This is a genomic window from Xanthomonas sp. 3498, from assembly GCF_014199795.1.
GTDB lineage: Bacteria > Pseudomonadota > Gammaproteobacteria > Xanthomonadales > Xanthomonadaceae > Xanthomonas_A > Xanthomonas_A rydalmerensis.
On sequence record NZ_JACHOH010000003.1, the window covers coordinates 635,829 to 649,160 of the forward strand.

Below are 13,332 nucleotides of genomic sequence, written 5' to 3' on the forward strand. Positions count from 1 at the left end.
ATGACCGACAAACACGCCAAGATCGTCATCACCGGCGCCGCGGGCCTGGTCGGCCAGAACCTGATCGTCGAACTGGAGCAGCAGGGCTACACCCAGCTTGTGGCGATCGACAAGCATGCGCACAACCTGCAGATCCTGCGCGAGCTGCATCCGGCCGTGCGCGTGGTGGAGGCGGATCTGGCCGAGCCGGGCGATTGGGCGCACGAGTTCGAGGGTGCAGCCTGCGTTGCCCAGCTGCACGCGCAGATCACCGGCAAGACCACCGACCTGTTCACTCGCAACAACCTGACCGCGACCGCGCACGTGCTCGATGCCTGTCGCGCGGCGAAGGTGCCGTATCTGGTGCACATCAGCTCCTCGGTGGTGAACTCGGTGGCCAAGGACGACTACACCAACACCAAGCGCGCTCAGGAAGAAATGGTGGTCGCCAGCGGCCTGCGCCACTGCGTGCTGCGCCCGACCCTGATGTTCGGCTGGTTCGATCCCAAGCATCTGGGCTGGCTGTCGCGCTTCATGGCCAAGACGCCGGTGTTCCCGATTCCGGGCGATGGCCGGTTCATGCGCCAGCCGCTGTACGAGCGCGACTTCTGCCGCTGCATCGCCAAGTGCATCGAACGCGAACCCGACGGCGATGTCTACGACATCGTCGGCGACACCCGCGTGGACTACGTCGACATCATCAGGACGATCAAGCGGGTCAAGAAGCTGCACACCCTGATCGTGCATATCCCGATCGGCTTCTTCGCCTTCCTGCTGCGCGTGTATTCGCTCTTCAGTTCCAAGCCGCCGTTCACCGCCGACCAGCTGAAGGCGCTGAGCGCCGGCGACGACTTCAAGGGCGTCGATACCGAAGCGGTGTTCGGCGTGCGGCAGACGCCGTTCGAAGACGCGATCCGCGAAAGCTACACCGACCCGCGCTACAGCCACATCGTGCTCAAGCGCTGAACCGTCATACGAGACTAGAATCATGAGTACATTCGCGATCGTCGGCAGCGGCCCCATGGGCCTGATGGCTGCCATGGAACTGCTGAAGAAGGGCCACCAGGTCGACGTCTACGAACGCGACGACCGCATCGGCGGCATGTCCGCGGACTTCGATTTCGACGGCCTGCGCATCGAGCGCTACTACCACTTCATCTGCAAGACCGATTTCCCGCTGTTCAAGCTGCTCGAGGACCTGAAGCTGTCCGACCGCCTGCACTGGACGGACACCAAGATGGGGTATTACTACCAGGGCAAGCTGCACAAATGGGGAACGCCGTTCGCCCTGCTCGGTTTCCCGCACCTGGGGCTGGTCGACAAGATCCGCTACGCCCTGCACGTCATGCACACCAAGGGCATCAGCGACTGGACGGCGCTGGACAAGGAAAATGCGCGTGACTGGATCACCCGCTGGATCGGCCCCAAAGCCTACAAGGTGATGTGGGAGAAGGCCTTCGCGCTGAAGTTCTTCGAGTACCAGAATGACCTGTCCGCCTCGTGGATCGGCACCCGCATCAAGCGCGTGGCGCTGTCGCGGCGCAACCTGTTCAACGAAAGCATGGGCTATCTCGAAGGCGGCTCGGCCGTGCTGCTGGAACGCATGGCGGCGGAAGTCGCACGCCTCGGCGGACGCATCCTGCTATCGCAACCGATCGAGGAAGTGGCCTCGGTCGACGGCAAGGTCACCGGCATCCGCACCCGCGACGGCCATCATGCCTACGACGGCGTGGTGTCGACGGCGCCGATCCAGTACGTGCCTGGCATGATGCCGGGCCTGCCCAAGACCTTTGCCGATCAGGTCGCCGCGATCGAGAACATCCCGGTCGCCTGCGTGATCCTCAAGCTGTCCAAGCCGGTCAGCGAAAACTTCTGGATGAACATCAGCGACGACCGCATCGCCATCCCCGGCCTGATCGAATACAGCAACCTCAACCCCGGCAAGGGCCCTGGCGAGCACATCGTGTACGCGCCCTACTACATGCCCAAGACCCATCCGAAGTGGCAGTGGAGCAACCAGCAGCTGATCGACGAAGTCATCCGTTACCTGCCGATGATCAATCCGGACTTCAAGCCGGAGTGGATCCGCGCGACCCATTGCCATCGCTACGAGTACGCGCAGACCATCTGCCCGCCAGGGTTCCAAGACATGCTGCCGCCGATGAAGACGCCGGTGCAGGGCTTCTACATGGCGGATACGGCGTATTACTACCCGGAAGATCGCTCGATCAACGAAAGCATCGACGTCGGCAGGCGTCTGGCCGAGGTTGCGGCGACGGCATGATCAGCAAGCGGTTCTTCTTCTTCCTGCTGTCCGGCGGCATCGCTGCCGCCGCCAACTTCGGCTCGCGCATCCTCTTCAGCCATTGGCTGCCGTATGCCGCCGCGATCGTGCTGGCCTACCTGGTCGGCATGACCACGGCCTTCATCTTGATGCGCAAGTTGGCGTTCAAGGAAACCTCCAACACCCAACGCACGCAGATCGCCTGGTTCGTCGTGGTCAACGCCGTCGCTCTGCTGCAGACCCTGGCGATCAGTCTGTTGCTGGCGAAGTGGGTTTTCCCCTGGCTCGGCATCCGCTATCTGGACGAAACCGTCGCCCACGCGATTGGAGTCGCCGTGCCCGTCGTGACCAGCTACCTGGGCCACAAGTACCTGTCGTTCAAGAACTGATCCGCTTCCCGCCCGTCACCTCTGCATGGGGCGAAAGGCGTTCGACCACCGTGCCACCACTCTGCGAGCAATGGCGCCATGCCCACCGCACCACAACCGCCCTCATCCGGCGCCATGCACCTGGCCAAGAGGTTCCTTCTTCCTTGGTTGGCACTGACGCTCTTTCTAGGAGCGTTCTACCATTGGTCCGGGCTGAACATTCAGACGTTCAGGGCAGAATCCGGCCTATTTATCGCTTGGGCGTACAGCGGCGATCTCGCCCACTTTGTCGACGCGCACATTTATGCCTCCTACGGTGGCCATTACACGCCACTGTACTTCGCCGCGGAGCTACTGCAGGCAAGGCTGTTCAGTACCAGCGAGCACCTATGGTTCTGGCGGCAGATGCTGTTGCTCGGCCTGCTGGGTACCGCTCTGGCTTCACTCACGCGTACGACGCTGGAGGCCTTGGGCAATGGCCGCAGCGTTGCGCAGGTCGCCGGCTATCTGCTCGCCGTGGTGTTCCTGCTGCAACCAGCGATCGCGGAAATGGTGACCTGGCCGTTCATGGCCGGACAATTCCTGTGCATGGCGTGTGCCGCGATGGGGCTGCGCTATCTGATCCGCGCAAGCGGCTTCAGGGACGAACGCGCGTTGCTCTGGGCGATGGCCTGGAGCTACGCCTCGATGCATTTTCTCGGCGTGGGCTTCGTCATCAGCATCACCGCCCTGATCAGTTGCTGCGTGCTGATGTGGAGCCAACGGCTCGCGCCCCGTCATTGGCGCACCATCTGCATCTTCGCCGTGCTGACGGCGCTACATGGCGCGATGATGACTCGTGGCGTGCCGACACCGGAACTGGCGATACCAGTGTCGACGCTGGTAAAGCGGTTTGGTGCGCTGTACATGGGACTCGTGCATGGCGGGCTGCAGTCGCTGTGGGCCAGCGGCCGCTTCCGCTGGCCGGACGTGGACGCCTTCCCGGTCGACGCCGTCTATGGCCTGGCCTTGCTGGCCGCGCTGCTTGCCGCCGCGATCGCCATGGCCCAGCGCGCCCGCGCGCAGTACCGGCCGTCACTGATGTTGGCCAGCATCGTGGTGGGTTTCCCCACACTCGCGCTGGCATTGTTCAGCGCGCTCCCGGTGCTGCGAACCAAAGGCACGCTGGATCCGCATAGCCTGGATGGCTATCTGTTCGGTACCCGCTATCTGATCTTCGCTACCTTTTTCGCTTACCTGCCGATCAGCGCGCTCGTCGGCTTGGTTGCGCGCAAGCTCGGCAAACCGATGTTGGTACCGCTCCTGATCCTGTCGCTTGGATCGGCGGCCGGCACAGTCGCCTTTATCCGCATTACCGTTCCGCAGATCTGGCCTTACCTGCTGACGCCCTCGGACGTGCTATGGGCGAACGTGGTCAAGGAAGCCGCGACGCAGCAAAAGGCGCAGGGCTATGTGAAGGACCGCCCGCTGAGCGAACTCGACCACGAGTTCAATCCACCGATGCACATGTTCACTCCATTGATCGAGCGCGACCTCGGCTGCAGAAAGTGCATCCAGGTTGAGAGCAAACCCTGACTGCTGCGCCGGGCGTTGCTGCAGCGCCCGGCGCGCGATGTCGCATATGCTGACGCATCGGCGATCAGCGTGTGAATGGATACTCAGCGCTTATGGGTCACGCACCGGAATGCAGGCGTGTGACAGACAGGACAACACCGCTCGCGGTGAAACGGGGAGATGAGGCAAGCGTGTAGCTGTGCGTTGGTGCGGTGTTACCTGGTCGCAGCGAGGCAAGCGACCAACGCGCGCACCTCACGCAGGGTGGATGCGCGCGTTACGCAGCGCATCAACGCTGATACAGCATCAGATTGAGGACTTTGCTTTCAGGGTTGCCGTTGATCGTCAGCGACTCCTTGCCCTGGGCGGGGTACACCCAGACAACCAGCTTGTCACCGCCGGCCTCGCGTGCCAGTTCGTAGCGCACCACGCCACCGCTTTGCTGCAGCGCGAACTCGGATTCCAACGTGACCGGCAGGTAGTCGTTGTCCTTGGAGCCGGCAAGCTCCGCTCTTCCGATCGTGCAGCGCTCATCCTGGCAGAGCTTCAGGGCAATCTTGCCCTGCGCGGCGCCACCGCTGTTGCCGATCTGCACCGCCGCCCGCTTGACGTGCAGCGTGGCCGGAGGCGCGAAGGTGCCGGCAAGCACCTGCTGATCGTTCAACGGGATCGCCGCATTGGAAGAGTCGTCCATGGGCACGCGGACGGAGACGTCTGCTGCCGCCAGGTACTTTTCGCACTCGCTGGCAGGATACTGTCGGCACCCGGCCAGCACCCACAGGACGGAGGCCATGGTCAGCATGGTACGCACACGCATTTCGCTTCTCCTCGATTCCGCTTCAGGCCGGCGGCAGCAGGGCGTCGGCCCTTGCCCACAGCAGGCCAAGATTGATCAATAGCTGAAGGACGACGCATGCCAACGCGATCCGCTTGCTCATGCGATCCTGCATGAACTTCATCGCGAACACGCACAGCACGATGCCGATGGCTTGCAGGCCGTGGACTGCAGGAATCGCCGGAGCACTGAACACACCTACCAGCAGCGCACTGGGCAACACCACGAAGGCGAAGAGTTCCCTGGGCCGGCGATTGCCATACGTCCATGCGCCCGCATATGCCTGCGCGCTCACCAACACGCCCATGGCGCCGGTGATCGAGATCATCACTTCCTGGAACAGCTGGTTGGGCACCATCGGATAGGTGCCGAGATACAGCGGCAGGAACGTCCGTGCTGCGTTGGCGACGCGTACCCAGAGCAGATCGCCCAGGCTCGCCGAGCTCAACAGGTTCTGCGCCACCAGGTCAGACGGAATCTGCAAGTACCAGCGCGTCCACAACCACCAGGGCAGCACGCAGGCGACCAGCGCCAGCCCATAGGCAATCACGTTGCGCACGCACTGTGGTTTGAATCCGTCGCGCAGCAGGATGTACAGCCCGAAGCATCCCGCGAAGACGATTGCGTAGGGATGCGACCAATACGCCATGCCTGCCAGCACGCCCGCGGCCAAGGCGGAACGTCGCGACAGCAACGTATAGGCACCGAGAATGAGGAAGAAGCCGCCCAGGGATTTCGGCCAGGTGAACAGGGTCTGGGCAATGAAGTACGGGCTACTGACGACCAGCAGCAAACCGGCTAGCACATAGGCCCCACGCAATCCGGCCCGCATGAGCAGCAATGCCGCACCGAGCAACAACGTGCTGTTCAACACGATGCCGACCGCGAGGAACTGCCGGAAGGCAGCGTCGTCGCCCAGGCTTCCGACGTCGGGCCAATCCTGGCCGACGTACTTGAATCTGGGCAGCGCATGGATTTGCTTTGCCGGCGGATCCAGGGCCGCACGGAACGGCACATTCACCAGCGACATCAAAATGGGACGGTTCGACAGTTCCTGCCCGGGCATGAGCGGCCGTTCGAACGCGAACTGGATGTCCCGCAGCAGGAACTCGCTGGACAGGAACGGCAGGTAATTGTCTGCCGGGAACGCTCCCATCATCACCTGCACCTTGACGTGCAGATGCTGGTTCTTGATCACGTATGGCCCGTCCGGCAACTCGCCGGGAAAGCGGGCCGGCATCGACACGATCGCCATGCACGACAGCGCCATGCCGATCCACGCGGCGAAGCCGAGAACAGTCAGCCGCCAACGCCCCGTCAGCAGCTTGCCGAGCACGCCATGGCGATACCACTGCCAGCAAGAGAGCGCGTACAGCAGCGCAAACCCGATGCACGCATTGAGCTGATTGTCGCTCGGAAGGGAGACGACGAAGACGCCAAGCGCACCATGCCCGACCACGCCGACAGCAACGGAGTACGCCAGCAGTTCCAGGCCGTGCAGCCGCCTGCCGGCCTCGGTGAGCGACAGCAACCCCGCCCCCACTCCAAGCAACGACAACGCCACCGCAACGCAAAGCGCCAGGCTTCCCCACAACTCCACTGCCACGTTACTGCCTCCTCAGTACACGAACCACGTTCCCCATGCCCGACGACCGGCCATTGGCCAAGCTCGGCTTCCCCGTCACCGGCCTGCGCGCCACTCCTGCACATGTTCCAGCATCGTCTGCGCGCGGTGCAGATAGGTATGCTCGCGCAGCGTGCGCTGCTGGGCCGCCGCGGCGATCGACAGGCAGCGATTGCGATCGCCGACCATGGCCTCAACGCACTCGCGGAACTCGCGCACGGAGTTGTAGAGCAGGACCTCGGTGCCGGGCGCGTAGTAATCGACGATCTCCAGGCTTTCGACGAAGAACAACTGGGTCGTCCCCGCCATCGCAGCTTCGAAGGTGCGCGGCCCCGGCGTGGAAGGATCAAGCTTGAAGCGATCGTTGGCGTAGTGGTAGTCGCGCCCCATGTTGAGCGTGATCCATGCACGCGCATACCGATCCGAGAGCTCGTTGTTGGGCAGGCGCTGATTGCGGCAGAACGGCAACTCCGACTCCGGCCATCCATCGCCCAGCACCACCGCAGCGTGCTCCTGCAACGGCTTTGCCAGATCGCGCAGCAACTTGATTCGGTTACCGAAAGCGACGCCGCAGAAAAAGATGTTGACGTCCTTCGTCGCCGAGATCGGACGCCAGTGCGCTCGCTCGCTCGCTGCCAGCGGCAGGTGGAACGCGCGTGGATGATCGTAATGCTCGGCGCACCACTTGTCGTTGCTGAAGACAAGATCGGCGACGTCCTTGATCTTGTAGCTGAAATCGAATTCGTAGGGATCGTCGTGCAGCCAGAACACCAGCGTCGCACCGGTCTGCGCGCAGTAGCGCTTGATGCCGCTGTAATCGGCATCGTCCGGCATGCACGAACCGAAGCACACGACCAGTTCGGGCTTGGCCGACCATGCCTTGGCCGCGGCGTGCTCGAGCGGCACGTTCACCACCAACTCGACACCACGCAATTGCCAAAAGCCTTCGGCCACGTAACTGCGCAACACCACGTTACGATTCTGATTGTCCGGCGAGGCGCCGCAGACCAGGACGCGGGAGGGCGTGTTCATTTCGCGGCTCCAGAGAGGCGGCTCACGACTTTGGAGGCGAGCCTGCGCGCCGTGTTCACCGCGCCGTTCTTCCTGAAGTACCGATACAGCCGGCCCAACCTTCCCGGCTCCGGCGTCGGCACCAATTGAGCGACCTCGTTCACCACGACGGTCGCACCGCGCGGCTGGATGGTCCACACTCGATCCATCAACAACACGCCGATCTCCTTGAGCGTCTGCCCACGCGGCGGGGCCCCGGCGTCACGCGCACGCCACGGCGGCAACTGCGCCAGCAGGCCGTGATAGAGCCCGCTGAGCCACTGCGTATGTTCCTGGTGACCGACACCGAGGCCGGCATGAACGTTCGCACGCACGCGCTCGACCTCCGCGCGATCGGCGATCAGCCTCCGTACCAGCGAGACGATCGCGCCCGACTCTCCCATCGGCAGCTTGAACCCGTTGACGCCATCGGCCACCCGCTCGCCGAGCGCGCCCGTGTCCGACACGATCGGCACCAAACCCGCGCTCCACGCCTCGGACAGGCTGATGCAGTAGGTCTCGGGCCAGATGGAAAAATGCATCGACATCGAGAAGCCGGCCAGTATCTGCGGCAGGCTGCCAGGGCGGTAGGCGCCATGCACACGCAGGTTCGGGATCTTCAGTACATTGAAGATCTCGTTGTACGGCTCGGAAAGCCGCCCGATCACCGTGAATTCGACATTGTCCGTACGCAACTGGTTGAAGGCATGGACCAGTTGGTCGCCGCCCTTGTTCTTGGTGAAGTTGCCGACGATGGCGATCCGCAGCGGCGCATCCGGCATTTCCGGCGGATGCTGCGGTACCTTCGCACGCTCGTCGCCAAGGGGCATCGGCACGCCCATGACCCGCAGCTTCTCGCTGCCCTCCAGCAATGGATACATCGTCCTGAACAGCGATGCCACGCCCTCGGTATTGGCGTGGAGCGCGTCCATCGCCAACAGCATGCGGCCGTAAAAGGCCCGGCGCTTGGCTTGACTGCCCGCGGCCAGGCCATGCGCCGCATTCAGGCACACATCGCAGGTCTCCGCCGGCAGCGCCGGAATGTTGCAGTACACCCCTCGGTAGTCCAGCAGGTTGAAGCGCGAGCAGACGACGTAGTAGTCGTGCAGGCTCAGCACCGACGGAATGCCCAGCGCGGACGGAATAAAACCAAGGGACGGCACATGGCCGATCAGATGCTGGAAATGCACCAGATCGATCCGGAACTTCTCCAGCAACCCGGAGAACATTTGCTCGCGCTCGGGGCAGGACAGCAGCGCGTCGTCGAGCGGGGAGGCGCAGTCGAAGCTCTGGACCACCTGCATCGCTTCGTTGTAGACCACGTAACGCATGCCAACCGGCGTCACCGTCCGATCGGGGACGTAGAAGAACAGTTCGAATTCGTCCCTGAGCGCCTGGCGCATGGAGTCCTGATAGACCTCCACCCCGCCGTAGGGCTCCACGCCAAGGATGTTGTGCGACACCATCATTAGGCGCCGCCGCGCCCTGGGCGCCGGCTGCAGCGACGGCACCGGCGCCACCGCCAGCGCCTCCAGCTCCGTGAACAGGGTCTGCACCCGATTGGCGTACAGGTGTTCGGCCAGGGCGCGCTGCTGTGCGGCGCGGGCGATCGCGAGGCGCTCCTGCGGGTAGGCCAGGTAATGCTCCAACTTCTGGATGCACTCCTGCACGCTGGAAAAGCCGACGTACTCCTTGCCTTCGGTGAAGAAGTCGTCCACCCGAATTTCGGGGATGGAGGTGTCCACCAACTGGAAGCCGCCCGCCAAGGCCACTTCGAAGAAGCGCGGACCTGGCGTATGCGCGACCGGATCGTTGCCCGAGGAGGAGAACGCACGATGCAGGGTCAGCACCGAACGGCTGCGATTGGAGAACTTGGCGAACTCGGTGTTCGGCGTGCGCCAGTCGTATTCGCTCAGCTCCATGCCGAGCTTCGGCGCAGGAATGTACGGGTTGGCGGGCAACGCCAGCTTCAGGTGGATATCGGGAATCGCTGCCTGCAGCTTGCCGAGAAACTCCGCCCGGTTTGGCCAGGCCGTGCCGGCAAAGAAAAGATCGTAGAAGTAGTGCCCGTCGTCTACCTCGGGCAACGCATGGAAGTGGAAGTGCTCATCCGCGGCGAATGGCAGATGGCGCCCCTTTGCACCGTATCCAGCGACACTGCCGGCATCGTTCGTGAACACCAGATCGAACAGATCCGAATTCTTCACGTTGATGCTGCGCTCGTACGGATCCTCGGTGACCCAGAGCACAGCACGGCCGCAGACATCCACCAAGCGCTCGACTACGGAGCGATCCAACTCCTCGCCGTCGAAGGCAAGCAGCAAATTGCATCCATGCCGTTGCGCCTGCGCGATGGCCGACCCGTAGTCGGCCTTGATCATGCACTCGACACCGCCGTGTTGTGCGAGCGCCCTGGCGATGGCCAAGCAGATGTAATGGTTGGGATTACTCCGCTTGGTGTCGAGGAGCAGGACGCGCCATGGCTTCATTAAAAATTCCGGGTACTGAGATCCGTGCGCGCGGATCGATTACCACAATCTTAACATCATTGAGCACCCGTGAACATTCGCTTCATGGCTCGCAACGGCGCCATCAGGCGCCAGCTGAACGAGGCGCGCATGCGTTCCAGCGCCACCTCGTGCTGCTGTTTCTCCGCTTGAATGCGCTGCATCTCCGCCTCCTTGGCCGAAAGCATTTCGGTGAGCTGCAACAGCTCTTCCTGCAGGCGCCCCATCAGCACCGGCACTTCCGCCACCTTCGCCGAAAGCTCGGCGCTGTGCGCCACTTCGCTGCGATAAGCGGCAGCCTGCTCGTCCAGCTTGGACTGCAAGGCGGCGTGCGTTTCGCGCAAGCCGGCGAGGTCGGCGGACATGTCGCCCTTTGCCGCTTCGCTCTCGTTCAACAACCCCGCCAGCCTGCCCTGCTCCCGCGCGAGCGTGCCGATGTCCAGCTTGGTCGAGATCAGCTGCCCGACGTGCTCGAACAGGCGATTCACCAGGACCGGCGCCCCTTCCACTGCGGTGAACGCGCACAGCTGGCGCAGCGCGTCGGGCTGGTCTTCGCCTACCAACAACACGCCCAAGCCATGGGTATGCGTGAATTCGAACGACGGATAGCGCTGGCGGATTTCCGCCCAGTAGCGCCAAACGCCGAAATCGCGCTCCCTGACGTTGATGTCGTGAAACAGCACCACTGCGCGCTTGGACAGCTTGCTTGCCCAGGTTTCAAAATCATTGCGGACCGCATCGTAGGTATGCAATCCATCGATATGCAGCAGATCCACACTGCCGTCTTCGAAGTACTCGACGGCCTCCTCGAAACGCATGCGCATCAAACGCGAAAAATCGGCATAGTTGCGTTGGTGGTAGTCCAGCAACGTAAAGAACACCTCGTCGCCGTAGACACCCGCGTGCTCGTCGCCTTCCCACGTGTCGACGGCGTAGCACTTGGCCTGGACCCCGCAGCCCTGAATCGCCTGGCAGAACGCCAGGTAGGACGCACCGCGATGCGTCCCCAGTTCCACCAGGATTCCCGGGCGCATTTCCTCGATCAACCATCCTGCGAACGGGATATGCCCCAGCCAAGCACTCTCCGGAGTGCACTGGGGGTGCAGGAACATCGTATTGTTAATTGGAAAGTTGATCACGATTCTGCTCCGTACACGACATTCCCGAAGGGATATGCACACTGCGCATCACGCGGATGCACTACTGGAACTGGGCGATGAAGGCATCGACATCGTCCTTGCATAGCAGATGCTGGCAGGCATGAATCTTTTCGATCGGCCAATCCCACCAGCGGATGGTGAGAAGGGCCTCGATCTGCTGCTCGGAGAAACGCTTTCGAACGAGTTTGGCCGGATTGCCGGCGACGATCGCATAAGGCGGAACATCCTTCGCGACCACGGCACCTGCGCCGACGATGGCGCCATCGCCAATGCTGACGCCGGACAGCACCATCGCACCATGCCCCAGCCAGACGTCGTTGCCGATGCGGGTCGGTCCTTTGTTGGCCGGAAGGCCATCGCGCTTGGCGAGCGGATCGCCGAAGGCGATGCGCAGGGGAAACGTCGTCACCCAGTCGCTACGGTGTTCGCCACCGCCGAAAATGACCACATCGTCGGCGATCGAGCAGAACGCGCCGATGTCGATGGACTCGTCCTCGGCCCACACCTTCAGCTCCGGATTACCGTAGGTGAACCGCCCCACGCTGACGCGCGGATCGTCGCTGGCCAGCAGCGCGATCCTGCTCTGGAAGGTATCGTTCATTGGGATTCCGCAACCTTCATCTGCACGCGCTCGAACGGGATGCCGACCAATCCGTAGCGCAGCGTAGGCGAGGACACCTTGAGGATCACCGCATCGTGCAACCAGTGATGCTGCGTATTGGTCAGGGGATCGCCCTCGGCGACAGAGACCGTCATCGAGTAATCCCCGTTCGGCAGTAGTGGCAGGTGGAAAACGAACTCCGCTTCAAGCTGATTGCCCGCGGCCACGTCGAGCGGCGGCTGCACATGGGTGAAGGTGTGCTCGCCGAACAGGGATTGTCCCAGGCTGTCCTTGACGAAAAAGCCAAGGATGGGGCTCTTCATGTCGCGATGCACATTGGCGACGATGCGCAGCGCGACATGCTCGCCGCCGAAGAAATAAGGCCGGCCAGGATCGTCGAGGTTGGTGAGCGCCACCGACGCGATGCTGGCGGCGCCCGACTGCCAACCGTCGGAGTGGGCGATGTTGTCGAACAGTTCGAGCTTGATCTCCTCCACCGGCTTGGCCACCGGACGCGGCCCGATGACCTTGCCCTCGCGCTGATCGAGCGCCTGCAGCTTCACCTCGTCGCCGTAGCTTTCCTGCGCGCAATATTCGATATAGGCCTGGGTGGTTTCCTGGGCCGAGGCGTGCATGCGCATGACCCCCTTGTCCAGCCACACCGCCGACTGGCAGAAACTCAGGACCGAGCCGGTGTCGTGGCTGACGAACAGCAGCGTGCCGCGCTCGCGGAAAGCGCGCAGGAAGCGCATGCATTTCTGCACGAACACTGCGTCGCCGACCGCCAGCGCCTCGTCGACCACCATGATGTCGGCGTCCACGTGCGCGATCACCGCGAACGCCAAGCGCACGTACATACCACTGGAATAGACCTTGACCGGCTGATCGACGAAATCCCCGATGTCGGCGAACGCCAGGATGCGGTCCAGGCGCGCCTCGATTTCCGCATGGGTCAGGCCCAGGATGGACGCGCTCATGAACACGTTCTCGCGCCCGGTGAACTCGGGATTGAAGCCCGCGCCCAGTTCCAGCAAGGCGGCGACGCGGCCGTTCACCTGGATCGACCCGGACGTCGGCGACAGCGTGCCGCAGATCATCTGCAACAGGGTCGACTTGCCCGAGCCATTACGGCCGATGATGCCCACGGTGTCGCCGCGACGCACCTCGAAGGACACGTCCTGCAGCGCCCAGAACTCTTTGAAATACTTGCGCGAGGCAAGACCCAGCGAACGCCCGACCCGCGGGAACAACGCCTGCTTGATGCGGTCGTGCGGCTTGTCGTAGACCTGATAGCACTTGGAGGCGCCAGAGACGCGAATCGCCAATTCCGACATGATGGACCTTTGAATCGAAGCGAATGCTTCAGCGAG

Annotated in this window: 11 protein-coding genes; 4 read left to right on the top strand and 7 right to left on the bottom strand. The window is 62.9% G+C overall.

What is annotated here, in order from left to right; all coding sequences use genetic code 11:
- From GGR66_RS12550 to GGR66_RS12565, 4 genes are all read left to right on the top strand, one after another.
- Entirely contained in the window at window positions 1–945 is a 945-nt protein-coding gene (locus GGR66_RS12550; RefSeq protein WP_184448440.1) for an NAD-dependent epimerase/dehydratase family protein, read from the top strand.
- 22 nt (window positions 946–967) lie between these two features.
- A complete protein-coding gene (locus GGR66_RS12555) occupies window positions 968–2,263 on the top strand; it encodes an NAD(P)/FAD-dependent oxidoreductase (protein ID WP_184448441.1) in 1,296 nt (431 codons plus the stop codon).
- Window positions 2,260–2,652, top strand: coding sequence for a GtrA family protein (locus tag GGR66_RS12560; RefSeq protein WP_184448442.1), 393 nt, complete (start codon window positions 2,260–2,262; stop codon window positions 2,650–2,652). Before GGR66_RS12555 ends, GGR66_RS12560 begins: the two co-directional genes overlap by 4 nt.
- A 78-nt stretch (window positions 2,653–2,730) precedes the next feature.
- Window positions 2,731–4,206, top strand: a complete 1,476-nt coding sequence (locus GGR66_RS12565; RefSeq protein ID WP_184448443.1) for a hypothetical protein — start codon at window positions 2,731–2,733, stop codon at window positions 4,204–4,206.
- A 268-nt stretch (window positions 4,207–4,474) separates the two neighbouring features.
- Here the strand turns inward: GGR66_RS12565 and GGR66_RS12570 are convergent, their stop codons facing one another.
- From GGR66_RS12570 to GGR66_RS12600, 7 genes are all read right to left on the bottom strand, one after another.
- Window positions 4,475–5,002, bottom strand: coding sequence for a hypothetical protein (locus GGR66_RS12570; RefSeq protein WP_184448444.1), 528 nt, complete (start codon window positions 5,000–5,002; stop codon window positions 4,475–4,477).
- Between the two features lie 22 nt (window positions 5,003–5,024).
- Window positions 5,025–6,626 (bottom strand): hypothetical protein, encoded by a 1,602-nt coding sequence (locus GGR66_RS12575; protein ID WP_184448445.1) that lies wholly within the window; start codon window positions 6,624–6,626, stop codon window positions 5,025–5,027.
- A gap of 75 nt (window positions 6,627–6,701) precedes the next feature.
- On the bottom strand, window positions 6,702–7,676 hold the full coding sequence (locus GGR66_RS12580; protein ID WP_184448446.1) for a glycosyltransferase: 975 nt from the start codon (window positions 7,674–7,676) through the stop codon (window positions 6,702–6,704).
- Window positions 7,673–10,183, bottom strand: coding sequence for a glycosyltransferase (locus tag GGR66_RS12585; RefSeq protein WP_184448447.1), 2,511 nt, complete (start codon window positions 10,181–10,183; stop codon window positions 7,673–7,675). Before GGR66_RS12585 ends, GGR66_RS12580 begins: the two co-directional genes overlap by 4 nt.
- A 56-nt stretch (window positions 10,184–10,239) precedes the next feature.
- On the bottom strand, window positions 10,240–11,340 hold the full coding sequence (locus tag GGR66_RS12590) for a class I SAM-dependent methyltransferase (RefSeq protein WP_326520998.1): 1,101 nt from the start codon (window positions 11,338–11,340) through the stop codon (window positions 10,240–10,242).
- A 61-nt stretch (window positions 11,341–11,401) separates the two neighbouring features.
- Window positions 11,402–11,962: a CatB-related O-acetyltransferase gene (locus tag GGR66_RS12595; RefSeq protein ID WP_184448448.1), complete on the bottom strand. Its 561-nt coding sequence runs from the start codon at window positions 11,960–11,962 to the stop codon at window positions 11,402–11,404.
- Window positions 11,959–13,296 carry an ABC transporter ATP-binding protein gene (locus tag GGR66_RS12600; protein WP_184448449.1) on the bottom strand — a complete coding sequence of 446 codons (1,338 nt, stop codon included), beginning with the start codon at window positions 13,294–13,296 and terminating at the stop codon, window positions 11,959–11,961. Before GGR66_RS12600 ends, GGR66_RS12595 begins: the two co-directional genes overlap by 4 nt.
- Window positions 13,297–13,332: the final 36 nt, after the last annotated feature.